Here is a 23,623-nt window from a genome sequence, read left to right as displayed (position 1 = left end):
TCAAAGGATTCCATTCAGAATGCCTGCGGGCAAAGGGATTCCAAGCCCGGAATAGAACGCGTAGAAGCTGCCGACCGAGAGCACCGCACCGATGATGATGTTGCGGATGTAGTGCCGGCTGCCCAGAACGGTTGCCGTACCAGCGAATAGCAGGGCGCCGGTGATGGCCCAGCCCAGCGGGTTGACCAAGAAAATGGTGGCGATGAAGATGCCGATGAGCAGACCGACGGTGCGCCAGTCGGCCGGTGCGTCAGGGTCGACGTCTTCGCCTGCGTCCGCCTCTCCCACCGAACCGCGTGGGATCGCGATGGCCAGCACGACAGCGAGCGCAATGAGAACGACGCCGATGACGACGGGGAACATCTTGGGACCGACGGGGTCGACCTTGGCGAAGCCTGCCTCGAGGGTGAGCGCGTCGTAGATCACGAAGGCGCCGACCGCAACCAGCACGGCGCAGACAAGATATTGGGCCTTGTCGACGCTTTTTTCGGACGTCGACGTCCCCTCGGTCGTCGTCATAGCAGCCCCAGCTCGGTCAGGGTCGTCGAAACCCGGTTGTCTTGTTCTATGAGGAACTGTTCGAATTCTTCGCCGGTCACGAATGCGTCGGTCCAACCGTTCTTGACGAGGGCGTCCTTCCACCCCTGGGTGGCGTGGAGATCTTCGAGCACCTTGATCATCGATCTCCTGGCGTCATCGGAAATGCCCGGCGGCGCAAGGACTCCGCGCCAGTTGGCGAAGGTCATGTCGATGCCGGACTCCTTGAGCGTCGGGGCGTCGATGCCCTCGACCCGCTCATCGCTGGAGACGGCGAGCACACGCAGTTGGCCGGCTTCGATCTGGTCGATGAGTTCGCCGGGGCTCGAGGTCCCGACGGTGATCTTCTTGCCGAGCAGTGCGGTGAGCAGGTCGCCGCCGCCGTCATACGTGATGAAGTTGACCGACTTCGGGTCGACGCCGACGGTCGATGCGACCTCCATCGGGAACAAGTGGTCGGGGCCGCCGGGAGATGATCCGCCGCCGATCGTCACCTTGGCGGGATCCGCCTTCCATGCCGCGACAAAGTCCTGCACGGTCTTGAAGGGCGAATCGGCGGGTACGAAGATCGCTCCGGGGTCCTCGATCAGCTTGGCCAGCGCCGTCGCGTCGGAAGCCTTGATTTTGGAACCATTGGTGTAGGTGGCGCCGACGACACCCAAGCCCATGGTCATCATGAGGTCGTCGTTGCCCTTTTCGTTCATGAGGCGGGCCATCGCGACGGTCCCGCCGGCGCCGATGACGTTGAAGACCTCGACGCGACCGGTGATGTCGTCGTCCTCCATGATTTTCACCGCGGTGCGGGCGGTCAGGTCGTAGCCGCCGCCGGGGCTGTTGGGCACCATCATGCGTAGCCGGTGCAGGCCGAGTTCGCCGCCGTCACGAGTGACGCCGCAGGATGTCACCAGAAGGGCGACGATCACAGCGATGACGAGCATCGGCCGGGTGTGCTTGGTATTCACGTCGCTCCCCAGTCTGTTGTGATGCTCAGCAATACTGGACCCGAGCAGTGATGTAGGTCACGCATGAGTACGCAAAGGACGTTTTGGTCGTTGTGAAACTTCTCCGGTCTCCGGCGCGAGGCTTCCGCAGCCTGGCGGGCCAGTTCCTGGTGTTCCAGTTGCTGGTCGTCGCGATTGTGCTGATCGCGGTGGCTGCCGTGTCGGTGGCGCAGTCAACGCGGGAGTTCCGCGAGGTGCGAGGAGCGCGGATGATCGCCGTCGCCGAGAACATGGCGTCGACGCCCGTGGTGCGGGACCGGTATGCCGATCCCGGGGCCTCGAAGGTGCTGGCGCCCGAAGTCGACCGCGCGGTGGCGCTGTCGGGTGCGGGACTTGCGGAGATCATCGATCCCGGCGGCACGGTGCGGGTGTCATCGGATCCGTCGCGGCTCGGCAGACAGGTCGATATGGGTCCCTCGCGCGCCGACGAGGGGCGCGCCTGGTTCGGTGATCTGACGATCGATGGGGTGCACAGCCTCGTGGGTGAGGTGCCGATCCTCGCCGACAGCGGCGATGTCGTGGCGGTGGCGTCGGTCAGCGAGCGGTATCCGTCGCTGTGGGAATTGATGGGCGCGTCTGGGGAACGTCTGCTGTTTTATCTGGGACTGGGTGCGGCGCTGGGTCTGTTGGCGTCGTGGCTGCTGTCGAGGCGGATCAAACGGCACACCCGCGGGTTGGAGATCGCCGAGATCGCCGGCTTGGCGGATCATCGGGAAGCGTTGTTGCACAGCATTCGCGAGGGCGTCGTCGCGGTGAACAACGAGGGCGACATCACGCTGCTCAACGACAGTGCACAGGATCTGTTAGGGGTGAGCGACGATGCGGTGGGCCGTCCGGTGGGCAGCGTGGGGTTGGATCCCGCGGTGGTCGACTTCTTACTGTCGGGTGAGGACGGCCGCTCCGCCGGCGACACCGTGATCGTCACGCGGACAAGGGTGCTGGCGTTGAACCGGAGGGCGGCGACGAGCCAGGGCCAGCGGATCGGCACGGTGACGACGATGCGTGACAGCACCGAGCTAGCGGCTCTGCAAGGGCAGCTGTCGTCGCACAAGAGCGTGACGGACACACTGCGCGCGCAGACGCACGAGTTCGCGAACCAGCTGCACACCATCTCTGGTTTGGTCCAGCTGGGTGAATACGATTCGGTGCGTGACCTGGTCGGCACTCTGACGCGACGGCGGGCAGAAATCAGTGATGCAGTGACGCAACGTATTTCCGATCCCGCCGTGGCGGCTTTGTTGATCGCGAAGACGACGCTGGCGGCCGAGAGCGGTGTGTCGCTCGAGATCGCCCCGGAGTCACATCTGGCGGCGTTGCCGCCCGCGCTGGCGACCGACGTGATCACCCTGCTCGGCAATCTCGTCGACAATGCGGTCGATGTGTCAGTGGGGTCGCAACCGGCGCGGGTCACGATTGGCATCGAAGACGATGAGGGGCTGATGATCTCTGTCGCCGACTCAGGCCCGGGCGTGCCTGAGTATCTTCGCGAATCGATCTTCGCCCGTGGTGTGACATCCAAGCCTGACGCGCCGGGCGGGCGAGGCATCGGCCTGGCGTTGGTGCGGATCGTGACGTCTCAGTACGGCGGGACGGTGGAGGTGACCGACGGCCCCTCGGGGGGCGCACTTTTCGTGGTGCGGCTGCCGACGGGCGTCGTCGCCGAAAAGGCCGCGCATGCGTGACGTGCTGATCGTCGACGACGATTTCATGGTGGCCGAGATTCATCGGCGATTCGTCGAACAGGTGGACGGATTTCGAGCCAGCGGAGTGGCACGGACCGGCACGGAAGCCTTGGCCGCGGTGCAGGATTTGCAGCCGCAGTTGGTGCTGCTGGACGTGTATCTGCCGGATATGACCGGCCTGGAGGTGCTGCAGCAGCTGCGGTCGGATGGCAACTTGGTTGGCGTCATCATGATCACCGCGGCACGGGAGTTGGACACTGTCAAAGGCGCTTTGGACGGTGGGGCCGCGGATTTCTTGATCAAGCCGTTCGAGTTCCCGCAGTTCAAGGCCAAGTTGGAAGCGTTCGCGGCACGGGCGGACACCCTGGAGTCGGCGGGTGGGATCGACCAGTCGCTGGTCGATTCCTTGTTCGGTCGGCCCGGTGGAGCGACACAGGCCCTGCCGAAGGGCCTCGGCGTCGAGACGGGCCGACTGGTGCTGGACGCGGTCCGCAGCGCCGGCGAGGTCTCTGCGGCCGAGTGCGCGGATCTGGTTGGGATTTCTCGAGTTAGCGCGCGGCGCTATCTCGAGCACTACCTGAGCGCCGACGTACTGGAATTGCGATTGCAGTACGGCGCAGGCAGACCTGAGCGCCGCTATCATCTACGCGGCGTGTAGGTCAGCGAGCTCGATGCCAATTCTGACTTCGAGTTCACTCACGGTGACCAATCGAGCACCCGGCAGCGGTGGTGCCGTCGACTCGTAGTGCGCGCCGGTGGGCGTGACGAATTCGGCGGTGTGGACACCGTTTTCCTCACAGGTGCTCACCTCCCAGCCCGGTGACTCCTTGACGTAGTTGCAGTGAGCGCACATGCCCAGACCGTTGAGCGCATGCGTAGGTCCCCCGCGACTTTTCGGCACAGCGTGATCGCGATGGCGAATCGGGGCATCGCAATACGGCGTTCGACAGGTTTGATCTCGCAACCCGATGAACTTCGCCAATCCCTTTGGAAAGCAACGCGACCGCGACTCCATCGCGACCAGGGATCCAGACTTGGGATGACGGTAGAGCCGTCGCAAGGTGGCCTTCGACCGATCATCGCCGACTGCATCCTCGACCAGCTTGCGAGCGATCGCAGCAGGTATCGGCCCGTAGCCATCGACGATTGCGGGGCTGTCAGCCTCGCTTAACAGTGCCTGATCCGACATGACCAGGTTGACGGCGATCGGCTCGGGAGTCTCGGCCGGTCGACCGGTGACCCGCTCCACAAATGTGTCGGCCATGACCTGACCGCGGGACCGATCGTCGAACGTAGTATCGGCGGATCGTCGTAGTGCCGCATAGACACTTACGCCCTGTGCCACCGGGAGCAGCGCGGTCACATAGGTCATGGCGTCAGGGGCCGGACGGCAAGTCACGTTCCGCTCAGATTCGGCTTTCGCTGCCCGTTCGACCACCGATTGGACATCCAGTTGGCAGGCGATTCCTTTGGCGTCCGCGGCTATCCGGGAGTCACCCTTCCCGTCGAGACTGTTGATATCGGCGCACATCTCGGCATCCAGCACACGGCGGTCCGCCACGCTGAGGCACGCCGACTCTCGCACGATCAGAGTGGCGCGCCATTCGGAAAGTGCTCCACACTCCAGGGCAGCCAACGTGTAGGGCATCTCGTGCACTAGAGCTTTGGCGAAGCCCAGGTGCCGGTTCCCGCGCGAGGGCGAATCGCGCCGCGCGAGGGCAACCTCACTGGATATGCCTCTGCCTCGTTGCTTCGTCGGCACCCCTGCGGCAGCCTCCACTGCTCGCCGACGCTCATCCAGCGCAGCCGTAGCGCGGGCCTGGCCGGCTGCGGCTGCAGACTTCAGCCGCTCCAAATCGGCGATGACCGCGATCAACTCAGCCTCATCCGCGAGCGGGTCGACCAAGGTCAACGCGGATATATCGAACATGTGTTCGACACTACTCGGCCCCTCTGACCGCGTTGACTCATCAGAAATGCGCGCGAAACGGTGATTCGTTGCCTCATCAGAAATGCGCGCGTAGGCCCAGTGGATGGGGTTGACGTTGGCACAGCGCAGAGCAATCACCGATGTGACCGCGATCCGCTACCAGGTGGCGGGTAAGCGCGGTAAGAGTCGGATCCTCGACGAGTTGTGTGCCAATACCGGCTGGCACCGTAACCACGCCCGCAGGGCGCTCAAGGCGGGGCTGCAGCCGAAGGTCATCAGCGCGCGTCGTCCCCGGCCAGTGACCTACGGGCCTGATGTCATCGCGGCGCTGACGGTCTGCTGGACAGTGCTGGGAATGCCGGCCGGTAAACGGCTGGCGCCGATGCTCACCGAGCTGGTGGCCGTGTTGCGGCACTTCGGGGAGCTGGCGATCAGCGACGACACCGCGGCCCTGTTGGTAACGATGTCGGCGGCCACCATCGATCGCCGACTTGCTGATGAGCGAGCCAAATACAAGATCAGAGGTCGGGTGGGCACCAAGCCGGGGTCGATACTCAAAAGCCAGATCCCGGTACGCACCTGGGCCGAATGGGACGACGCGGTGCCCGGCTTCGTCGAGATCGACACGGTCTTTCACGACGGCGGCAGCCGTGGTGGAGGCCATGCCTTCACGCTGACGGTCACCGATATCGCTACCGGCTGGACCGAGAGCCACTCGCTACCTGACAGGGCGGTCAAACACATACTGGCAGCCCTCAATCACATCGCCGCCGCCATGCCGTTCCCGATCCTCGGGGTCGACTGTGACAACGGGTCGGAATTCATCAACGACGACCTGCTGGCATGGTGCCGAGATCGTCAGATCACGTTCACCCGGTCACGGCCGGGCAATAAGAACGACGGCTGCCACGTCGAGCAGAAGAACTGGACGGTCGTACGCACCGTGGTGGGCTACTACCGCTACGACACCGCCTCAGAACTGTTGCTCCTCAACGAGATCTGGCAATTGCAGTCCAAGCTGACCAACTACTTCTACCCGCAACAGAAATTGATCACCAAAGTCCGCACCGGGGCCAAGGTATCCAAGAAACACGACAAAGCCACCACCCCATTCCACCGCGCGACCGCCCACCCGACCATGACCGTCGACCGCATCGTGGGCCTGACCCGGACCTACTCGCTGATCAATCCAGCCGCCGCTCAACGCCAGATTCAGGCGTTGACCGCACAGCTCTTCACTCTGGCCACCAGCAAAGCCGGCGACGGCGCCCCACCTCCAGTGACAAAGCGCGCACGTTTACGTGAGGCAACGAATGCCCCCACGCGCGCATCTTGACGTGAGGCAACAGGCTGACATTGATGTCTTGGAGCCTGGAACGGTCAGCGGCTGCGGCGGAAAATACGGCGGAGTCGACCGCCGCGCTCTTCGGGCCGGGCGACCGGCGGTGGTGGTGGCTCGGCCTTCGGCCGCACCACTGTGGCCGCAGTGTCTGAAACCGGCTTTTCATTGTCAGGATCCGTTTCAGCTTCGGCCCCGTCAGATTCCTCCGCCTCGGCATCGTCGGCTGCTGAATCTTCGGCCTCCGCCGCTACCTCTTCGGCGACTTCCTCGGCCTCTTCGGCACTTTCGACCGCGGACTCGTGAGCCTCGGGTGCGGCCTCCTGCGCCTCGACAGCGTCCTCACCCTCGACAGCACCAACGCCACCGACGGACTCCGGTTCATCGTCGGTGCTCTCTTCGACCTCGGCCGGTTCGGGTGAATCGTCGGTTTCGTCCTCGACGTGTTCTGCGGCCTCAGCCAGCTCCAACGCAAGTTCGTCGGCATCGGCATCTTCGGTGGCTACGTCTGTTCCGACTTCCTCGGACCCATCGTCGTCACCCGACTCCTCGGCTTGTGTCTGGACCGCGTCCTCACCCTCAGCGCCCGCTTCGGTCGAGTCCTCGTCCTCGGCGGCGGACTCATCCTCAGGGAGCTCCGCCTCGGCTTCGGCTGCAGCCTCCAGCTCCGTACCTACGTCCTCGGAGTCTTCGTCGGTTTCGGCCGCGACTTCTGCGGCGACTTCCTCAGCCTCGTCGGCACCCTCGAGGGCGGCCTCATGCGCCTCAGCGGCAGCCTCTTCGGCCTCAACGGCGTCCTCACCCTCGACAGCTCCCACACCACCGACAGACTCTTCTTCTACGGTCTCGTCTGTTTCGGGTTCGGGCTCGGAGTCTTCGTCGGTTTCGGCCCCGACTTCTGCGGCAACTTCCTCAGCCTCGTCGGCACCCTCGAGGGCGGCCTCATGCGCCTCAGCGACAGCCTCTTCGGCCTCAACGGCGTCCTCACCCTCGACAGCTCCCACACCACCGACAGACTCTTCTTCTACGGTCTCGTCTGTTTCGGGTTCGGGCTCGGAGTCTTCGTCGGTTTCGGCTGCAACTTCTGCGGCAACTTCCTCAGCCTCGTCGGCACCCTCGAGGGCGGCCTCATGCGCCTCAGCGACAGCCTCTTCGGCCTCAACGGCGTCCTCACCCTCGACAACACCCACGCCACCGACAGACTCTTCTTCTACGGTCTCGTCTGTTTCGGGTTCGGGCTCGGAGTCTTCGTCGGCTTCGGCCCCGACTTCTGCGGCAACTTCCTCAGCCTCGTCGGCACCCTCGAGGGCGGCCTCATGCGCCTCAGCGGCAGCCTCTTCGGCCTCAACGGCGTCCTCACCCTCGACAGCTCCCACGCCACCGACTGACTCATCCGCATCGTCCTCGGTTTGTTCGGTCTCTGCCGCTACGGCCGCCGCGAGCAGTTTGGCTTCGGCGGCAGTCTCTTCATCGACGGAATCGTCAGGCTCCAGATCCTCAGAATCGACGTCGAAGTGCTCATCCGCGTCGGCCCGAGCGTCTTCGTCTTCGTCCTGCCCGGCCGCCTTGGCCGCCGCAACCACTCCCGAAGTCGCCGCGACAGCGACAAGTTCGTCGGCCACCTCACTGATGAGCGACTCATCGCGCGGCTTACCCTTCAGCGTCGCCGGGTCCTCGCGACCCTTCGGCGCCACCATGAAATACACCACCGCACCGATGAATACGAACGTCGACGTGAACGAGTTGACCCTGATATCGGCGATCAGCGTGGCCTGATCGCTACGCAACAGTTCGATCCAGAAGCGACCCAAGCAGTAGCCCGCGACATACAGCGCGAACAACCGGCCGTGACCGATCCTGAACCGCCGATCGACCCAGATCAACAGCGCGAAAATCAGGACATTCCACACCAATTCGTACAGGAACGTCGGATGGACAACCTCGTACAGCTGGCCTGTCGATACCCCATTGGCCAGGTCCGGGCTGACCACACCGTTGGCGCCCTCGCGCTCGTAGATCTCCAGACCCCACGGCACCGTCGTCGGCCGGCCGTACAACTCCTGGTTGAAGTAGTTGCCCATCCGGCCGATCGCCTGCGCCAGAATGATTCCCGGCGCAATCGCATCGCCGAATGCAGGCAGAGGAATGCCACGATTCCGGCACGCGATCCACGCTCCAACGCCGCCGAGTGCGACCGCGCCCCAGATTCCCAGGCCGCCGTCCCAGATTCGCAGCGCCCCGAGAATCCCTGGCTTGCCCTCACCGAAATACTTCGACCAGTCGGTGATGACGTGATAGAGCCGACCGCCGATCAGGCCGAACGGCACCGCCCACAGCGCGATGTCGTAGATGACGCCGCGCTCACCGCCCCTGGCTTCCCACCGCCGGTCGCCGATGATCAACGCCGCCACGATCCCGACGATGATGAACAACGCGTACGCACGAATCGGAACCGGACCGATATGCCAAACGCCCTGCGACGGACTCGGAATGTAGGCGAGCACAGTCGTCGTCACGCGGTAACCCTCTGCCGTACGCCCTCGGCGAGCTCAGCGGTCAGTGTCCGCACCGCGTCCTCTCCCTCCTGCAGGGCTGACACCAGCGCCGAACCCACGATCACCCCGTCCGCATATGCACCGATCTCTGCCGCCTGCTCGCGTGACCGCACACCGAGGCCGACGCCGACCGGGATATCCGACACCGCTTTCACGCGGCTGACCAACGCGGGCGCCGCATTGGATACGGCGTCGCGCGCGCCGGTCACACCCATCGTCGATGCGGCATAAACGAATCCGCGTGAAGCCTCAACCGTCGCCGCCAACCGCTCGGGCGTCGACGATGGCGCCACCAGAAAAATGCGGTCCAGGTCGTGGACTTCCGATACCTCGATCCACTCCGACGCCTCATCGGGAATCAGATCGGGCGTGATCATCCCCAGTCCGCCTGCCGCGGCCAGATCGCGCGCAAACGCGTCGACACCCCAGCGCAGCGCCACATTCCAGTAGGTCATCACGACGGCCCGACCGCCCGCGTTGCTGATCGCCTCCACCGCCGCCAATGTGTCGCGTACCCGCACACCGCCGCGCAGCGCCACTTCGGTGGCCGCCGCGATCGTCGGCCCGTCCATACCCGGATCCGAATACGCGATGCCCACCTCGACGAGATCGCAGCCGGATTCGACCAGCGCAGTCATCGCCGAGATCGACTTCGGCACATCGGGAAAGCCGGTCGGCAGGTAACCGATCAGCGCCGCGCGGTCTTCCGACCGGCAGGTGTCGAACATAGCGGCCAACCGGCTCACGATTCACCGTCCATCAGACCGAACCATTTCGCCGCCGTCTCGACATCCTTGTCGCCGCGTCCCGACAGGTTGATCAGAATGATCGCGCCGCTACCCAGTTCCTTGCCCAGCTTCAGCGCTCCGGCGACGGCGTGCGCCGACTCGATGGCCGGGATGATTCCCTCGGTGCGGCACAACAGTGCGAACGCATCCATCGCCTCGGTGTCGGTGATCGGCCGATATTCGGCGCGGCCGATGTCCTTCAGGAACGCATGCTCGGGACCCACACCCGGATAGTCCAAACCAGCCGAAATCGAATGGGATTCGATGGTTTGACCATCCTCGTCCTGAAGCAAGTACGAGAACGAACCCTGAAATGCCCCTGGTGTCCCGCCCGCGAATGTCGCTGCGTGACGCCCGGTTTCGACGCCGTCGCCCGCCGCTTCGAAGCCGACCAACCGCGTCCCGGGATCGTCGATGAACGCATGGAAGATTCCGATCGCATTCGACCCGCCACCCACACACGCCGTCACCACATCGGGCAGTCGGCCGGCCTGCGACTGGATCTGCGCGCGCGCCTCGAGCCCGATCACCCGCTGGAAGTCGCGCACCATCGTCGGGAACGGGTGAGGTCCCGCCGCGGTGCCGAAGCAGTAATAGGTGTTGTCGGCGTTCGTGACCCAATCGCGAAAGGCTTCGTTGATCGCATCCTTGAGCGTCTTCGAACCGGCCTCGACGGAAACCACTTCCGCGCCGAGCAGGCGCATCCGCGCGACGTTCAGCGCCTGACGTGCCGTGTCGACGGCACCCATGTAGATGATGCACTCCAGACCCAGCAGTGCACAGGCGGTAGCGGTCGCCACCCCGTGCTGGCCGGCGCCCGTCTCGGCGATCACCCGCGACTTGCCCATCTGCTTGGCCAGCAGCGCCTGACCGAGCACATTGTTGATCTTGTGAGATCCGGTGTGGTTGAGGTCTTCTCGCTTCAGGAACAGTCGCGCCCCACCCGCGTGCTCGGAAAGCCTCGTCGCCTCGTAGATCGGCGACGGCCTGCCGGTGTAATGACGCTGCAGCCGATCCAGTTCATCGAGGAACGCCTGATCGCCACGAACCTTCTCGTAGGCGGCGGTCACCTCTTCGATCACCGTCATCAGCGCCTCGGGGACGAATCGTCCACCATAGACACCGAAATGGCCGCGCGCATCGGGATCGTGAACTGTGGGTTCGGCCACCGCTGCGCTGGAACGCGGCAACTCCGGCCCGGCGAGGTCGGCCATCAACGAAGCTCTTCGCGCAAGCGGCTCATCGCCGTGTCAGCGTGAGGGTTTCGGGCAGGACGGGTGCGTTCCTGCGGTGACCAGATCGGCAACGGCGCCGCGGGGGTCACCACTGGTGACCAGTCCCTCGCCGACGAGCACGGCATCGGCCCCTGCTCCGGCGTATGCGAGTAGATCGGCAGTGCCGCGAACACCCGACTCGGCGATGCGGATGACCCCGCTCGGCAGGCCAGGCGCGATGCGCGCGAAGCAGTCCCGGTCGACGTTCAGTGTCTTCAGATCGCGTGCGTTGACTCCGATGACTTTCGCACCTGCCTGCAGGGCTCGATCCGCTTCCTCTTCGGTGTGCACCTCGACAAGCGCTGTCATCCCGAGCGATTCGGTGCGGTCGAGCATGGACTCCAGCGCCTGCTGTCCGAGCGCGGCGACGATCAGCAGCAACATGTCGGCGCCGTGGGCGCGCGCCTCGTGAATCTGATACGGGCCGATGATGAAGTCCTTGCGCAGCACCGGGATTGACACCGCTGCGCGCACTGCGTCGAGATCGTCCAGAGAGCCGTTGAACCGGCGCTGTTCGGTCAGCACACTGATGATGCGTGCGCCGCCGTCCTCGTATGCGCGAGCGAGCGCCGCAGGATCCGAGATCGACGCCAGCTCTCCGCGTGACGGGCTGGCGCGCTTCACTTCCGCGATCACGCCGATGCCGGGTTCGCGCAGAGCCGCCAATACGTCCAGCGGAGACGGTGCGGCCTTCGCCGCTTCCTTGATGTCTGCGAGCGGTAGAACAGCCTCGCGAGCTGCGACATCAGCACGAACACCCTCAATGATGGTGTCGAGCACGGTTGCCGAACTCATGGGAGTTGATTCCTCTCGGATGATGCCCACAGATCTCTATCGAAGGGTAACGGGTCGCCACACCCTCCGGTGTCACCGCCCCTCGCCCGGGTCGGTCGGGTCGCGGCCTTCGTCGAGCGCTTCCCACAGCTGTCGCTCCGACATCGCGTCGTCCGATTTGTCCGCCGGAACAGCCGTACGGCGTGCGTAGCGAGCCACACCCGAGACGTTCCTGGACGCCGAGCGCAGCAGCAGCACGGCACACACGAGTGTGACGACCGCTGCCATCGCCGTGACCAGCGCACCCCCGTAGTGCCGCTGAGTCCCGACCAGGTCGGCGACTGGCGCATCGGCCAGAGCAGACGCCCTGACGCCGACATCACGCACCAGCCACAGGCTGATCGCCAGATACGCCATACCGGCGCTGGCGATCGCCGCCAGTACAGCCAGCGCCCGCAACGGCCAACCTCGCACCGCCAGCGCGGCGACGGCGGTGGCCAGCAGCAGAACGGCCAGCGGCACAAGTGCCGTCGACCACGACCCACCGGACAGCGCGATCGTCCTGGGCTGCCCCAGCCCGTCGAACGACGTCACATCGACCCACGTCATCCGCGACGCCCCCCATAACCCCGCCGCGGCCAGCACCAGCCCGAGCTGCGCGATCCGAATCACGGTTCGGTCAGCGTTTCCGCTGCCGCGATGGCGTTCAGCACCGCGCGGGCCTTGTTCGCCGCCTCCGTGTACTCGTACGGCCCGTTGGAGTCGGCCACAACTCCACCACCGGCCTGCACATACGCCGTGCCTGCGCGCATCAACGCCGTGCGAATCGCGATCGCGAAATCGGCGTTGCCCGCGAAGTCCAGATAGCCAAGCACGCCGCCGTATAGCCCGCGACGGGTCTTCTCGACCTCCTCGATCAGCTCCATGGCGCGCACCTTCGGCGCCCCGGACAGCGTGCCTGCCGGGAAGCACGCCGTCACCGCGTCCAACGCGGTCTTGTCGTCGGCCAGCTCGCCATGCACCGTCGACACGATGTGCATGACGTGGCTGTATCGCTCGATGTGGCTGTAGTCCTCGACCCGCACGGTCCCCGGCCGGCAGACCCGACCGAGGTCGTTGCGGCCCAGATCGACCAGCATCAGGTGCTCGGCGCGCTCCTTGTCGTCGTGGAGCAACTCCTTCTCGAGCAGCAGATCCTCTTCCTCGGTCTGCCCGCGCCACCGTGTGCCCGCGATCGGATGCGTCGACGCCCGGCCATCCTTGACCGTCACCAGCGCTTCCGGGCTTGATCCGACGATCGAAAAGTCCAGTCCACCTTCATCGTTGGGCACATTGAGCAGATACATGTACGGGCTCGGGTTGCTCACCCGCAGCATCCGGTACACGTCGAACGGATCGGCGTCGGTATCCATCTCGAACCGCTGTGACGGCACCACCTGGAACGCCTCGCCCGCCTCGATGTCGCCGACGAGTTTCTCGACGATCGCCGTGTATTCCTCCACGGTGCGCTGTGAACGGTGCAGCGGCTCGGGCCTGCTGAACGTCGCGACGGTCGACGGGAGGGGCTCGCCGAGGGCCGCGGTCATCACATCGAGCCGGCCGACCGCGTCGTCGTAGGCCCAGTCCACCCGCTCGTCGGTGCCGTTCCAGTTCACCGCGTTGGCTATCAGCGTGATCGTGCCCTCATGGTGGTCGACGGCGGCCACGTCGGTGGCCAGCAGCAGCAACATGTCCGGCAGTCCCAGATCGTCCACCGCAAGCGACGGCAGCTTCTCCAGACGCCGCACCATGTCGTAGGCGAAGAACCCCACGAGACCCGACGAAAGTGGAGGCAGGCCCGTCACCGGTTCGGTCTTCAGCAGCTCCAGCGTCGCGCGCAGGGCCGCGAGCGGCTCACCGCCGGTGGGTGCATCCTTCGGGGTGGTGCCCAGCCAGACGGCCTCGCCGTCACGGACCGTCAGCGCCGACGGCGCACCGGCGCCGATGAACGACCACCGCGACCACGACCGGCCGTTCTCGGCCGACTCGAGCAAGAACGTCCCCGGCCGGTTGGCGGCCAGCTTGCGGTACGCCGACAGCGGAGTCTCACTGTCGGCCAGCACCTTGCGGGTCACCGGCACCACCCGATGCTCGGCGGCCAGCGCCCGGAAGTCCTCGCGTGAGGTGGTGAGGGCAAGGTTGGCGGTCGATTGCACTCATCAATTCTCCCAGACGCGTGCCAGCGGCGACGACGACGCAGGGGTCAGCGGGCTGGTCAGCACGACCGGCCCCTGCGCCATGAACCGCGGCGTGCGGCCGCGGTGCTCGTCGGCGGCATGCACCGTGAACGGGTGGACGAGGTACATGTCACCGGGCCCGCCGGTGGCGTGCACGACCGATCGCTCAGCGCTCGCGTCGTCGACCAGCCGACCCATCTCGGCCAAGTCCACCGCATTCGGACCCAGCACTCGCGCCACGTCGCGGTGCGATCCGGCCCGAATACGAGTGGGTGCGTCGTCCGGACCGACCTCCGAAAGCAGGGTGAGCAACAGCACCGTGTGCGGACGGCCGGTCACTGCCCACGACCCGTCGGGTTGCGGCGTATTGGCATCGATGTGCCAGCCGCGGTCGTCGTCGCGCGCTGCAACGGGGAACCGAACGGGGATGTTGCCCAACGCGCCTCGCGGCAACCACCCTCCGACACCGCAGACACTGTCCAGGGCTTGCGCCAGCGCGGGGCTGCGCACCAGCTCACCGAACGGCCCCTGCCCCGTCAGATCCGCCACCCAGCGGACCGGGTCCGACCAGCCGGCGGGATGGTCGGGCGACAATCCCAGCTGCTGCCACAGTGCGGTGCGCGCCGCGTCGGCGGCGCCACGCAGGGCTGCCTGCTCGATCTTCGCGTAGCCATGGGACATGAACTCGTCGACATCCAGCATCGGAGGCACGCTCTCACGGACACGGCAACCCGCGCCAACGATTTTCTGTGGGCGTAGCGTGACGCTCATGAAACGTGGTGACCAGGTTGCAGAGTTCGAATTGCCGGACCAGACAGGCACTGTGCGAAGCCTCACGGAGTTGCTCGCGGGCGGACCGATCGCGCTGTTCTTCTATCCCGCCGCGATGACTCTGGGTTGCACCAAGGAGGCGTGTCACTTCCGCGATCTGGCTTCGGAGTTCGCCGCGGTCGGCGCCAGCCGCGTCGGCATCAGCACCGACGCCGTCGAGAAGCAGGCGAAATTCGCTGACAAGCAGAGCTTCGACTATCCGCTGCTGTCGGACACCGGCGGCGCCGTCGCCGCACAGTTCGGGGTGAAGCGCGGATTGTTGGGCAAGCTGTCGCCGGTCAAGCGGACAACGTTTGTGATCGACACCGATCGCACGGTCCTCGAGGTGATAGCCAGCGAGGTCAACATGGACACCCACGCAGACAAGGCGCTGGAGGTGCTGCGCCAACGTCAGTCCGCGTGACGCCGGTTCTCGAACTCGCCGACGTGACGTTCCGTCGCGACGGCAAGCAGATCATCGACGGCATCTCGCTCACCGTGAACGCCGGCGAGCATTGGGCGTTGCTCGGCCCCAACGGTGCCGGCAAGAGCACGCTGCTGGGATTCTGCGCGGCCGTCATGTTTCCGAGCTCAGGCACCGTGCGCATTCTCGGCGAGCAGATGGGGCGCGTGGACCTCGCCCGGCTGCGGCACTCCATCGGTCACGTCAATCCCCGTCACCGGCTGCAGTATTCGTTGACGGTGCGCGAGGTGGTGCTGACGGGTATCACGGCGACCATCGATCTCCCGATGCGTTGGGCGCCCAGTCCCGACGAACTCGGCCGGGCGGACGCGATGATCGACGCGGTCGGCTTGTCGCACAAGACGACTGATGTATGGCCGACCCTGTCGCAGGGAGAACGGGGTCGCACCCTCATCGCCCGCGCGCTGGTATCCGAACCGCGACTGCTGTTGCTCGACGAGCCCACAACGGGCCTCGATGTCGCCGCGCGAGAACAGCTGTTGGAAACCATCGATTCGCTCGACGAGACGCATCCCGACGTCGCGTCGATACTTGTCACCCACCATCTCGAGGAGCTACCGACAACCACGACGCACGCGTTGCTGATCGCCGAAGGGCGCACCATCGCCGTCGGTCCCGCGCGGACAACGGTGACGACCCACAACGTCAGCGCCGCGTTCGACCATCCGGTGGTCGTCGGCTACGACGAAGGCCGATGGACCGCGCGCGCCAAGGTCACCCGCATCATCGACCGCTGAGCGTCAAAGGCGGGTGCATCGGACATCCGCGTGACTTGGCGACTCGCGCCCGTCCGCGCGGGTGAAGCGAGCGCCGGCGTTGGCCGAATCAGCCCGTCTACTCGTCGAGGTACTTTCGGAGATGCTCGACCATGCTGGCCCGAAACTCCCGCATCGACGACGCTTTGGGCTTCACGCCATCGGCGCCGTGGTACATCCCTTCGACCGTGACCAACTCGCACGGCACTCCGGCGGCTTTCAGCCGCGCCGCATAATCGACGTCTTCATCGTGAAACACGTCGAGGTTCCCCACGCCGACCCAGGCGGGCGCGAGCCCGGACAAATCGACTCTGCGTGCGGGAGCGGCATATTCGGGTGCATCCGACATGCGCGGAGCGCGACCGAGATAGGCCGTCCAGCCGAACGTGTTCGATTCCGGTGTCCACGCGAAACGTCCCTGCCCCCGATGATCGCCGCGCAATGTGGATCTGTCATCCAGCATCGGATAGACAAGGACCTGCGCCCGCAACGGAATGCCCTCGTCGTGGCAACGCTGTGCAACAGCGGCCGCCAGACCGCCGCCGGCGCTCGCACCGACCACCGCGATCCGGGTCGGATCGATCCCCAATTCGTCGGCGTTGGCGCGCATCCAGTGCAGCGCGGCCATGCAGTCATCCAAACCCGCAGGAAATGGGTGCTCGGGCGCCAGACGGTAGTCCGGCGAAACCGCCACCACCCCGAGGTCATTCACCAGGCGGCCGGTGGCGGCACCCTCGAACTCGGGGGTGCCGACGACATACCCGCCCCCGTGGATCCACAGCACCGCCGGACTGGGCACGGCCCGGTACACCGGCGTGAAGACCAAAGTGCGCACAGTTGGCTCGCCGATGTGGCGCTGCGTGACGGAGACGTCGGCTCCCGGCTTCGTGCGCACCTTGAAAATCAACCGAAAGGCCCGCAACTTCTTCGCGGTCAACGAAGCCGCGACATACGGCAACAGCGGGCTGCGCAGCTCCGGCGCGACTCGGCCCACCGCATCGCGAACCTTGAATCGGCTGCGCCCCGCCGCAACGGCAAGCGTCAATCCGACGACCGCCGCGACCCGCTTCAGAGTCACTCCTCCGGCGCCAAAAGCACGTCAGCATCGAAGCAACTGTGCTCGCCGGTGTGGCATGCAGCGCCGACCTGGTCGACTTCCAGCAGCACCGTGTCACCATCGCAGTCCAGTCGCACCGAGTGCACATACTGGGTGTGTCCCGACGTGGCGCCTTTGACCCACTGTTCACCCCGCGACCGCGAATAGTACGTCGCCTCACGGGTTTCCAATGTTCGCGCCAACGCGTCGTCGTCCATCCACGCGACCATCAGCACCTGGCCGGTACCGCGCTCCTGCACCACCGCGGTGAACAATCCGTTGGCGTCGCGCTTGAGCCGGGCGGCGACGTCGGCGTCTAGTGCGCTCATCTCACGACAATCCCTTCTGCCGCCATCGCCGCCTTCACCTGATTGATCGTCAGCTCGCGGAAATGGAACACGCTCGCAGCCAGCACCGCGTCAGCACCTGCAACGACCGCGGGCGCGAAATGTTCCGGCGCCCCTGCGCCACCGCTGGCGATCACGGGGACATTGACCGCCCCCCGCACCGCCGCGATCATCGGCAGGTCGAACCCGGCCTTGGTGCCGTCGAAGTCCATCGAGTTCAACAGGATCTCACCGACACCGAGTTCGGCTCCCCTGGTGGCCCATTCGACGGCATCGATCCCGGTGCCGCGTCGCCCGCCGTGGGTGGTCACCTCCCAGCCCGACGGCGTCGGCTCCTGGTCCCGTGGCACCGTGCGTGCGTCGACCGAGAGCACGATGCACTGCGAACCGAACTGGCGCGACAACTCGGCCAGGAGTTCTGGTCTGGCGATGGCGGCCGTGTTGACCGCGACCTTGTCGGCACCCGCGCGCAACAACACGTCGACATCGGCCACCGACCGCACGCCACCGCCGACCGTCAGCGGAATGAACACCTGCTCTGCCGTGCGCTTGACGACCTCGAGCATCGTCGCCCGTCCGGCCGACGACGCGGTGACATCCAGGAACGTGAGCTCGTCGGCGCCCTCGGCGTCGTATGCGGCGGCCAGTTCGACGGGATCCCCGGCGTCACGCAGGTTCTCGAAGTTCACGCCCTTGACGACCCGGCCGTCATCGACATCCAGGCAGGGAATGATGCGAACCGCAAGGTCCATTCAGTAATCCTCCGGTGCGCCGACCGATTGCAGCAATTCGAGTAGTTCCCCGTGCACGCCCGGCGCCCCGACCAACGCTGAGCGCGATTCGGTGGTCCAATCAGTGCCGTCCAGGTTCGTGACGATGCCGCCTGCCGCCCGCACCAGCGCGACACCCGCGGCGTGGTCCCACACGTGCGCACCGAAGCTGATGGCACCGCCGAGGATTCCGGACGCGGTGTAGGCGAAGTCGACGCCGGTGGCACCGTGCATCCGCATACGCGAGCACTTGCGGCTGAGGTTCTCGATCACCGCGAGCCGGTAGCGCCCCGGTACCTTGCCCCGCGAATCGACGTTGAACGTGCTCACCCCGACGATGGCTTCGGACAGCTTCACGGGCTGTAGCGCCGGCTGCTCAACACCGTTGCTGCGAAAGGGCTTCCCGATGACACCGGTGAACCGTTCACCCGTGAACGGAACCCATGTCAGACCCGCGACGGGTTCGCCGTTTCGCAGCAAGCCGAGCAGGATGGCTGCCATCGGCGACCCGGCCGCATAGTTGAACGTTCCGTCGATCGGATCGAGCACCCAGACCAGCGGCGAATCGACGTCGGCGCCGCCGAACTCCTCGCCGTGCACCTCGATGCCGGTCTCCCGCCGCAGCGCTTCGACGACTTGGCGTTCGATCGCGAGGTCCACTTCGGTGGCGAAGTCGTTGCCCTTCTTCTGGACCGCCGAATCGGCTCGGTGACCTTCGATGAACGGCTTGGCCGCATCGTCGAGGATCTTCGTGGCCACGGCGACCAACCCATCGAGGTCCGCCGTATCCAGGGCCATCTACTGTGCCACCGCCGCGAGCGCCTCGGGAAGCGTGAACCGCCCCGCGTACAGCGCCTTACCGACGATCGCGCCTTCCACGCCGCGGTCGGTCAGGGTTGCGATCGCCCGCAGATCGTCGAGGCTGGACACCCCGCCCGACGCGATCACCGGTGCGTTGGTGCGATCGGTGACTTTGCTCAGCAACTCCAGGTTCGGCCCGTTCAGCGTGCCGTCCTTGGTCACGTCGGTGACGACGAAGCGCGTACATCCTTCGCGGTCAAGGCGTTCCAGCACCTCCCACAGGTCGCCGCCGTCGGTTTCCCACCCGCGGCCCCGCAAGCGGTGGTCGTCGCCGGAGATCTTCACGTCGAGCCCGACGGCCACCTTGTCGCCGTGCTGAGCGACGACCTTCGCGCACCACTGCGGATTCTCCAGCGCGGCGGTGCCGAGGTTCACGCGGGCGCATCCGGTGGCCAGGGCCGCCTCCAGCGAGTCGTCGTCGCGGATCCCCCCCGACAGTTCCACCGCGACGTCGAGCCGTCCGACCACCTCGGCGAGCAGTTCACGGTTGTTGCCCCTACCGAACGCGGCGTCGAGGTCGACCAGGTGGATCCACTCCGCGCCGTCACGCTGCCAGGTCATGGCGGCGTCGAGCGCCGAGCCATACTCGGTCTCGCTGCCCGCCTTTCCCTGCATGAGGCGAACGGCGCGGCCCTCGACCACGTCAACGGCGGGAAGCAGTATCAATCTCACGGCCGACAACCTAGAGCCCCTCAACCCAATTGCCCAAAAGCGAAGCTCCGGCGTCGCCACTCTTCTCCGGGTGGAACTGCGTCGCCGATAGCGGTCCATCCTCGACGGCGGCCAGGAACGGGACGGTGTGGGTGGCCCAGGTCAACTTCGCCTCCGGGCTGCCTTCCCATTGCTGCGCGGCATAGGAGTGCACGAAGTAGAACCGGGTGTCCGGATCCAAGCCCTTGAACAGGCGGGTACCCGCAGGCGCGTCCACGACGTTCCAGCCCATGTGCGGGATCACCGGGGCATCCAGCCGGATCACCGCACCGGGCCACTGGCCGCAGCCGGTGCTCTCCACGCCGAACTCGACCCCGCGCGCGAAAAGGATCTGCATCCCGACGCATACTCCGAGCACAGGACGTCCCAGGGCAACCCGTTCGGCGATGATCTTCTCCCCACCGATCTGCCGCAGCCCGGTCATGCAGGCCTCGAATGCGCCGACGCCCGGTACCACCAGACCATCGGCGTTCATCGCCGCGTCGGCATCGGCGGTCACCTCGACGGATGCACCCGTCCGCTCCAGCGCGCGCTGAGCCGATCGAAGGTTTCCGGAGCCGTAGTCGAGGACAACGACTCTCGCTGTCATAGCGTGCCTTTCGTCGACGGCACTCCTGTGACACGCGGATCGAACTCGACGGCCTGACGCAGCGCCCGCGCGACAGCCTTGTACTCCGCCTCGGTGATGTGGTGCGGGTCGCGGCCGTACAGCACCCGCACGTGCAGCGCGATGCGCGCGTTCATCGCGATGGTTTCGAACACGTGGCGATTGACAACCGTGTGGTAGGGCGCCTCGGATCCGGCAATGGTGAAGTGCAGCATGTGATCCGGCTCGCCGGTATGCACGCAGTAGGGCCTGCCGGACACGTCAACCGCGGCGTGCGCAAGCGATTCGTCCATCGGAATCCAGGCATCGCCAAAGCGACGGATGCCCTTTTTGTCACCCAACGCCTGCCCGAGCGCCTGGCCGAGCACGATCGCGGTGTCCTCGATGGTGTGGTGGCCTTCGATCTCGACGTCACCCTTCGCGCGCACGGTCAGGTCGAAGCTGGCGTGGCTGCCCAGTGCGGTCAGCATGTGGTCGAAGAAGGGCACCCCGGTCTCGACGGTGACGTTGCCGGTGCCGTCGAGGTCGAGTTCGACCACGATGTCCGATTCCTTGGTTTTGCGTTCGATTTTCGCGATACGGGACGTGGTCACTGTGCTCCTATGGATACGAGTTCGGTAGCCGCCAGTCGACCGCTGACCTCGAGCAGCGCATCGTTCTCTTCGGCAAGTCCGGTGGTGGCGCGCAGGTAACCGGGAATGCCGACATCCCGGATGAGGACCCCGGCAGCAAGATAACGCTGCCAGGTGGCGGACGCGTCGGCGAATTCACCGAACAACACGAAGTTGGCATCGCTGTCGATGACGCGAAAACCCATGCTGCTCAACGCTTCCGCGACTCGGTTGCGCTCGGCGATCAGCGTGGCCACGCTGCCCAGAGTGTCGTCGGCGTGGCGCAGCGCTGCTCGGGCGGCCGCCTGGGTCACCGCCGACAGGTGGTACGGCAGCCGGACCAGCAGCATGGCATCTATTACCGCGGGGGCGGCGACGAGATAGCCGAGCCGTCCGCCGGCGAACGCGAACGCCTTGCTCATGGTGCGGGTGACGACGAGCCTGCTCGGGTACTCATCGATCAGGTTGACCGCGCTGAGTTCGCTCGAGAACTCGCCGTAGGCTTCGTCGACGATGAGCATTCCGGTGGACATCGCTTCCAGGAGGGACCGCAGGTGCTCCAGCGAAACGCTCTGTCCCGAAGGGTTGTTGGGGCTGGCGAGAAACACGATGTCCGGTGTGTGCTCCTTGATCGCCCCGACAGCGACGTCGACGTCGAGGCTGAAGTCGTCGGCGCGGTTCGCGACGAGCCACTTCGTCTGCGTCCCGTCGGAGATGATCGGGTGCATCGAGTACGACGGGACGAACCCGATGGCGCTACGTCCGGGGCCGCCGAACGCCTGCAGAAGCTGCTGCAGGATCTCGTTGGAACCGTTTGCCGCCCACAGGTTCTCGACATCGAGGGCGACACCGGTCTGCGCACTGAGGTACGCGGCGAGATCTGCCCGCAATGCCACCGCGTCACGATCCGGGTAGCGGTGCAGCTCCCCCGCAACTGCTCGGACCGATTCGGTCACATCGTCAACGAGAGCCTTCGTCGGGGGGTGCGGGTTCTCGTTGGTGTTCAGCCGCACCGGCACCTGCAACTGCGGCGCACCGTACGGCGACTTACCGCGCAGATCTTCGCGCAACGGAAGGTCGTCCAGGGAAACTGATCGACCGGGCGGCTGCGCTTTCACTTCTTCGCGCAAGCGGCTCATCACCTTTCGAACCTCCGCCGGACCGCTTCGCCGTGGGACGGCAGGTTCTCGGCCTCGGCGAGCGTGATGACGTGCCCGGACACGTCCTTGAGCGCGGCCTCGTCGTAGTCGACGACGTGGATGCCGCGCAGGAACGTCTGCACGGACAGTCCGCTGGAGTGCCTGGCGCAGCCGGCGGTGGGCAGCACGTGGTTCGATCCCGCGCAGTAGTCGCCGAGGCTCACCGGCGCGTAGGCACCGACGAATATTGCACCGGCCGAACGGATTCGGCCGGCGACGTTGCGGGCGTCGACGGTCTGGATCTCCAGGTGCTCGGCCGCGTAGGCGTTGACCGTACGTATGCCTGCCTCGAGGTCGTCGACCAAAACGGTCGCAGATTGCTTACCGCTCAGCGCCGCCGTCACCCGCTCGCGGTGGACCGTGGTCTCGAGCTGCTTCGCCAGTTCCTTGTCGGTGGCGTCGGCCAGCTCGGTGCTGGTGGTGACCAGCACGCTGGATGCCATCTCGTCGTGCTCGGCCTGGCTGATCAGGTCGGCGGCCACGTGCACGGGGTCAGCGGTGTGGTCGGCCAGGATCGCGATCTCGGTCGGGCCGGCCTCTGCGTCGATTCCGACCTGGGATCGGCAGATCCGTTTCGCCGCGGTGACCCAGATGTTGCCCGGCCCGGTGACCATATCGACCGGGGCCAGCTCGGTCCCGTCCGTGTCGGTGCCACCGAAGGCCAGCAGCGCGACGGCCTGCGCGCCGCCGACGGCCCACACCTCGTCGACACACAGCAGCCGCGCGGCCGCCAGGATCGTGGGGTGCGGCAGGCCTTGGAAGGGACCCGACTGTGCCTGTGGCGGGCTGGTGATCACCAACGAATCGACACCCGCCATCTGGGCGGGCACGACGTTCATGACCACGCTGGACGGATAAACGGCGTTGCCGCCGGGGACGTAGAGGCCGACGCGCTCGACCGGCACCCACCGTTCGGTCACGGTGGCGCCGGGGGCGAGCGTCGTCGTGGTGTCGGTACGGCGCTGGTCGGCGTGCACAGCACGGGCGCGGTCGATCGCCACGTCGAGCGCGGCACGGACGTCGGAGGGCAGTTCGTCGAGCGCGCTCTGCAGATGAGCCTCGGGCACCCGAACCTGCGTGGGTCGCACGCCGTCGAACGATTCGCCGAATTCGAGGGCAGCCTCCGCGCCGCGATCGGCCACCGCTGTCACGATGGGCCGAACCTTCGGCAGCACCGCATCGACGTCCACGCCACCGCGCGGCAGGGCCGACCTCAGGCGAGCAGCCGATAGCTCGGTGCCCCGCAGATCGATGCGGGCGAGCAGGACTGACGAAT

24 protein-coding genes are annotated in these 23,623 nt (G+C 65.9%); 5 read left to right on the top strand and 19 right to left on the bottom strand.

Features of this window, described 5'->3' with window-relative positions:
• Both G6N42_RS06660 and G6N42_RS06655 read right to left on the bottom strand, forming a co-directional pair.
• On the bottom strand, positions 1–519 hold the full coding sequence (locus G6N42_RS06660) for a tripartite tricarboxylate transporter TctB family protein (protein ID WP_163727730.1): 519 nt from the start codon (positions 517–519) through the stop codon (positions 1–3).
• Positions 516–1,475 (bottom strand): Bug family tripartite tricarboxylate transporter substrate binding protein, encoded by a 960-nt coding sequence (locus G6N42_RS06655; protein WP_163737081.1) that lies wholly within the window; start codon positions 1,473–1,475, stop codon positions 516–518. The genes G6N42_RS06660 and G6N42_RS06655 overlap by 4 nt, the downstream gene beginning before the upstream one ends.
• 116 nt (positions 1,476–1,591) lie before the next feature.
• On the opposite strand from G6N42_RS06655, the gene G6N42_RS06650 reads away from it, so the two are divergent.
• Positions 1,592–3,220: a sensor histidine kinase gene (locus G6N42_RS06650; protein WP_163727726.1), complete on the top strand. Its 1,629-nt coding sequence runs from the start codon at positions 1,592–1,594 to the stop codon at positions 3,218–3,220.
• Positions 3,213–3,878, top strand: a complete 666-nt coding sequence (locus tag G6N42_RS06645) for a response regulator (protein ID WP_163727723.1) — start codon at positions 3,213–3,215, stop codon at positions 3,876–3,878. The genes G6N42_RS06650 and G6N42_RS06645 overlap by 8 nt, the downstream gene beginning before the upstream one ends.
• Here G6N42_RS06645 and G6N42_RS06640 read toward each other — a convergent pair.
• Positions 3,864–5,150, bottom strand: coding sequence for an HNH endonuclease (locus G6N42_RS06640; protein ID WP_163727720.1), 1,287 nt, complete (start codon positions 5,148–5,150; stop codon positions 3,864–3,866). The genes G6N42_RS06645 and G6N42_RS06640 overlap by 15 nt on opposite strands.
• 103 nt (positions 5,151–5,253) lie before the next feature.
• Between G6N42_RS06640 and G6N42_RS06635 the strand changes: the two genes are divergently transcribed.
• Positions 5,254–6,486: an integrase catalytic domain-containing protein gene (locus G6N42_RS06635; RefSeq protein WP_163727718.1), complete on the top strand. Its 1,233-nt coding sequence runs from the start codon at positions 5,254–5,256 to the stop codon at positions 6,484–6,486.
• A 44-nt stretch (positions 6,487–6,530) separates the two neighbouring features.
• Here the strand turns inward: G6N42_RS06635 and lgt are convergent, their stop codons facing one another.
• The 7 genes from lgt to G6N42_RS06600 form a co-directional block, all read right to left on the bottom strand.
• Positions 6,531–9,005 (bottom strand): prolipoprotein diacylglyceryl transferase, encoded by a 2,475-nt coding sequence (lgt, locus tag G6N42_RS06630; protein ID WP_163727715.1) that lies wholly within the window; start codon positions 9,003–9,005, stop codon positions 6,531–6,533.
• The gene (trpA, locus tag G6N42_RS06625) at positions 9,002–9,772 is read right to left on the bottom strand and encodes a tryptophan synthase subunit alpha (protein WP_174262222.1); all 771 of its coding nucleotides are present in this window, start codon (positions 9,770–9,772) and stop codon (positions 9,002–9,004) included. The genes lgt and trpA overlap by 4 nt, the downstream gene beginning before the upstream one ends.
• Before the next feature lie 14 nt (positions 9,773–9,786).
• The gene (trpB, locus tag G6N42_RS06620; RefSeq protein WP_163727707.1) at positions 9,787–11,046 is read right to left on the bottom strand and encodes a tryptophan synthase subunit beta; all 1,260 of its coding nucleotides are present in this window, start codon (positions 11,044–11,046) and stop codon (positions 9,787–9,789) included.
• A 36-nt stretch (positions 11,047–11,082) separates the two neighbouring features.
• The gene (trpC, locus tag G6N42_RS06615; protein ID WP_163727702.1) at positions 11,083–11,901 is read right to left on the bottom strand and encodes an indole-3-glycerol phosphate synthase TrpC; all 819 of its coding nucleotides are present in this window, start codon (positions 11,899–11,901) and stop codon (positions 11,083–11,085) included.
• 72 nt (positions 11,902–11,973) lie between these two features.
• Positions 11,974–12,552, bottom strand: a complete 579-nt coding sequence (locus G6N42_RS06610; protein ID WP_163727699.1) for a TIGR02234 family membrane protein — start codon at positions 12,550–12,552, stop codon at positions 11,974–11,976.
• Positions 12,549–14,075 carry an anthranilate synthase component I gene (locus G6N42_RS06605; RefSeq protein ID WP_163727696.1) on the bottom strand — a complete coding sequence of 509 codons (1,527 nt, stop codon included), beginning with the start codon at positions 14,073–14,075 and terminating at the stop codon, positions 12,549–12,551. Before G6N42_RS06605 ends, G6N42_RS06610 begins: the two co-directional genes overlap by 4 nt.
• A 3-nt stretch (positions 14,076–14,078) precedes the next feature.
• Positions 14,079–14,798: a phytanoyl-CoA dioxygenase family protein gene (locus G6N42_RS06600; protein ID WP_163727693.1), complete on the bottom strand. Its 720-nt coding sequence runs from the start codon at positions 14,796–14,798 to the stop codon at positions 14,079–14,081.
• A 67-nt stretch (positions 14,799–14,865) separates the two neighbouring features.
• Here G6N42_RS06600 and G6N42_RS06595 point away from each other — a divergent pair, with 67 nt between their 5' ends.
• Positions 14,866–15,330 carry a peroxiredoxin gene (locus G6N42_RS06595; protein WP_163727691.1) on the top strand — a complete coding sequence of 155 codons (465 nt, stop codon included), beginning with the start codon at positions 14,866–14,868 and terminating at the stop codon, positions 15,328–15,330.
• Positions 15,327–16,127 (top strand): ABC transporter ATP-binding protein, encoded by an 801-nt coding sequence (locus G6N42_RS06590; RefSeq protein ID WP_163727685.1) that lies wholly within the window; start codon positions 15,327–15,329, stop codon positions 16,125–16,127. Before G6N42_RS06595 ends, G6N42_RS06590 begins: the two co-directional genes overlap by 4 nt.
• Positions 16,128–16,224: 97 nt before the next feature.
• Here the strand turns inward: G6N42_RS06590 and G6N42_RS06585 are convergent, their stop codons facing one another.
• From G6N42_RS06585 to hisD, 9 genes are read right to left on the bottom strand one after another with little or no spacing between them, the layout of a single operon-like run.
• The gene (locus tag G6N42_RS06585) at positions 16,225–17,217 is read right to left on the bottom strand and encodes an alpha/beta hydrolase (protein WP_163737078.1); all 993 of its coding nucleotides are present in this window, start codon (positions 17,215–17,217) and stop codon (positions 16,225–16,227) included.
• Positions 17,218–17,219: 2 nt separating this feature from the next.
• On the bottom strand, positions 17,220–17,570 hold the full coding sequence (gene hisI / locus G6N42_RS06580; protein ID WP_163727681.1) for a phosphoribosyl-AMP cyclohydrolase: 351 nt from the start codon (positions 17,568–17,570) through the stop codon (positions 17,220–17,222).
• Entirely contained in the window at positions 17,567–18,340 is a 774-nt protein-coding gene (gene hisF, locus G6N42_RS06575; protein ID WP_163727677.1) for an imidazole glycerol phosphate synthase subunit HisF, read from the bottom strand. Before hisF ends, hisI begins: the two co-directional genes overlap by 4 nt.
• Positions 18,341–19,156, bottom strand: a complete 816-nt coding sequence (locus G6N42_RS06570) for an inositol monophosphatase family protein (RefSeq protein ID WP_163727674.1) — start codon at positions 19,154–19,156, stop codon at positions 18,341–18,343.
• On the bottom strand, positions 19,157–19,891 hold the full coding sequence (gene priA, locus G6N42_RS06565; RefSeq protein ID WP_410506756.1) for a bifunctional 1-(5-phosphoribosyl)-5-((5-phosphoribosylamino)methylideneamino)imidazole-4-carboxamide isomerase/phosphoribosylanthranilate isomerase PriA: 735 nt from the start codon (positions 19,889–19,891) through the stop codon (positions 19,157–19,159).
• Between the two features lie 10 nt (positions 19,892–19,901).
• Positions 19,902–20,519, bottom strand: a complete 618-nt coding sequence (gene hisH, locus G6N42_RS06560; protein WP_163727668.1) for an imidazole glycerol phosphate synthase subunit HisH — start codon at positions 20,517–20,519, stop codon at positions 19,902–19,904.
• Positions 20,516–21,145, bottom strand: coding sequence for an imidazoleglycerol-phosphate dehydratase HisB (gene hisB, locus G6N42_RS06555; protein WP_174262221.1), 630 nt, complete (start codon positions 21,143–21,145; stop codon positions 20,516–20,518). Before hisB ends, hisH begins: the two co-directional genes overlap by 4 nt.
• Positions 21,127–22,287 carry a histidinol-phosphate transaminase gene (locus tag G6N42_RS06550; RefSeq protein WP_163727662.1) on the bottom strand — a complete coding sequence of 387 codons (1,161 nt, stop codon included), beginning with the start codon at positions 22,285–22,287 and terminating at the stop codon, positions 21,127–21,129. The genes hisB and G6N42_RS06550 overlap by 19 nt, the downstream gene beginning before the upstream one ends.
• Positions 22,287–23,612 carry a histidinol dehydrogenase gene (gene hisD / locus G6N42_RS06545; protein WP_163737075.1) on the bottom strand — a complete coding sequence of 442 codons (1,326 nt, stop codon included), beginning with the start codon at positions 23,610–23,612 and terminating at the stop codon, positions 22,287–22,289. The genes G6N42_RS06550 and hisD overlap by 1 nt, the downstream gene beginning before the upstream one ends.
• Positions 23,613–23,623 lie beyond the last annotated feature (11 nt).

This window comes from Mycobacterium gallinarum (genome assembly GCF_010726765.1).
GTDB lineage: Bacteria > Actinomycetota > Actinomycetes > Mycobacteriales > Mycobacteriaceae > Mycobacterium > Mycobacterium gallinarum.
The sequence above is the reverse complement of the archived record's forward strand: the minus strand, read 5'-3'. Positions and strand labels throughout refer to the sequence as shown.

Excerpts from the sequence above, each read along its gene's own strand:
- G6N42_RS06645 (WP_163727723.1), top strand. The coding sequence starts at position 3,213 with ATGCGTGACGTGCTGATCGTCGACGACGATTTCATGGTGGCCGAGATT.
- trpB (WP_163727707.1), bottom strand. The coding sequence starts at position 11,046 with ATGGCCGACCTCGCCGGGCCGGAGTTGCCGCGTTCCAGCGCAGCGGTG.
- hisF (WP_163727677.1), bottom strand. The coding sequence starts at position 18,340 with ATGGACCTTGCGGTTCGCATCATTCCCTGCCTGGATGTCGATGACGGC.
- hisH (WP_163727668.1), bottom strand. The coding sequence starts at position 20,519 with ATGACAGCGAGAGTCGTTGTCCTCGACTACGGCTCCGGAAACCTTCGA.
- G6N42_RS06655 (WP_163737081.1), bottom strand. The coding sequence starts at position 1,475 with ATGCTCGTCATCGCTGTGATCGTCGCCCTTCTGGTGACATCCTGCGGC.
- G6N42_RS06550 (WP_163727662.1), bottom strand. The coding sequence starts at position 22,287 with ATGAGCCGCTTGCGCGAAGAAGTGAAAGCGCAGCCGCCCGGTCGATCA.
- G6N42_RS06635 (WP_163727718.1), top strand. The coding sequence starts at position 5,254 with ATGGGGTTGACGTTGGCACAGCGCAGAGCAATCACCGATGTGACCGCG.
- G6N42_RS06570 (WP_163727674.1), bottom strand. The coding sequence starts at position 19,156 with ATGGCCCTGGATACGGCGGACCTCGATGGGTTGGTCGCCGTGGCCACG.
- G6N42_RS06595 (WP_163727691.1), top strand. The coding sequence starts at position 14,866 with ATGAAACGTGGTGACCAGGTTGCAGAGTTCGAATTGCCGGACCAGACA.
- trpA (WP_174262222.1), bottom strand. The coding sequence starts at position 9,772 with ATGTTCGACACCTGCCGGTCGGAAGACCGCGCGGCGCTGATCGGTTAC.
- hisI (WP_163727681.1), bottom strand. The coding sequence starts at position 17,570 with ATGAGCGCACTAGACGCCGACGTCGCCGCCCGGCTCAAGCGCGACGCC.
- G6N42_RS06660 (WP_163727730.1), bottom strand. The coding sequence starts at position 519 with ATGACGACGACCGAGGGGACGTCGACGTCCGAAAAAAGCGTCGACAAG.
- trpC (WP_163727702.1), bottom strand. The coding sequence starts at position 11,901 with ATGAGTTCGGCAACCGTGCTCGACACCATCATTGAGGGTGTTCGTGCT.
- G6N42_RS06600 (WP_163727693.1), bottom strand. The coding sequence starts at position 14,798 with ATGCTGGATGTCGACGAGTTCATGTCCCATGGCTACGCGAAGATCGAG.
- G6N42_RS06640 (WP_163727720.1), bottom strand. The coding sequence starts at position 5,150 with ATGTTCGATATATCCGCGTTGACCTTGGTCGACCCGCTCGCGGATGAG.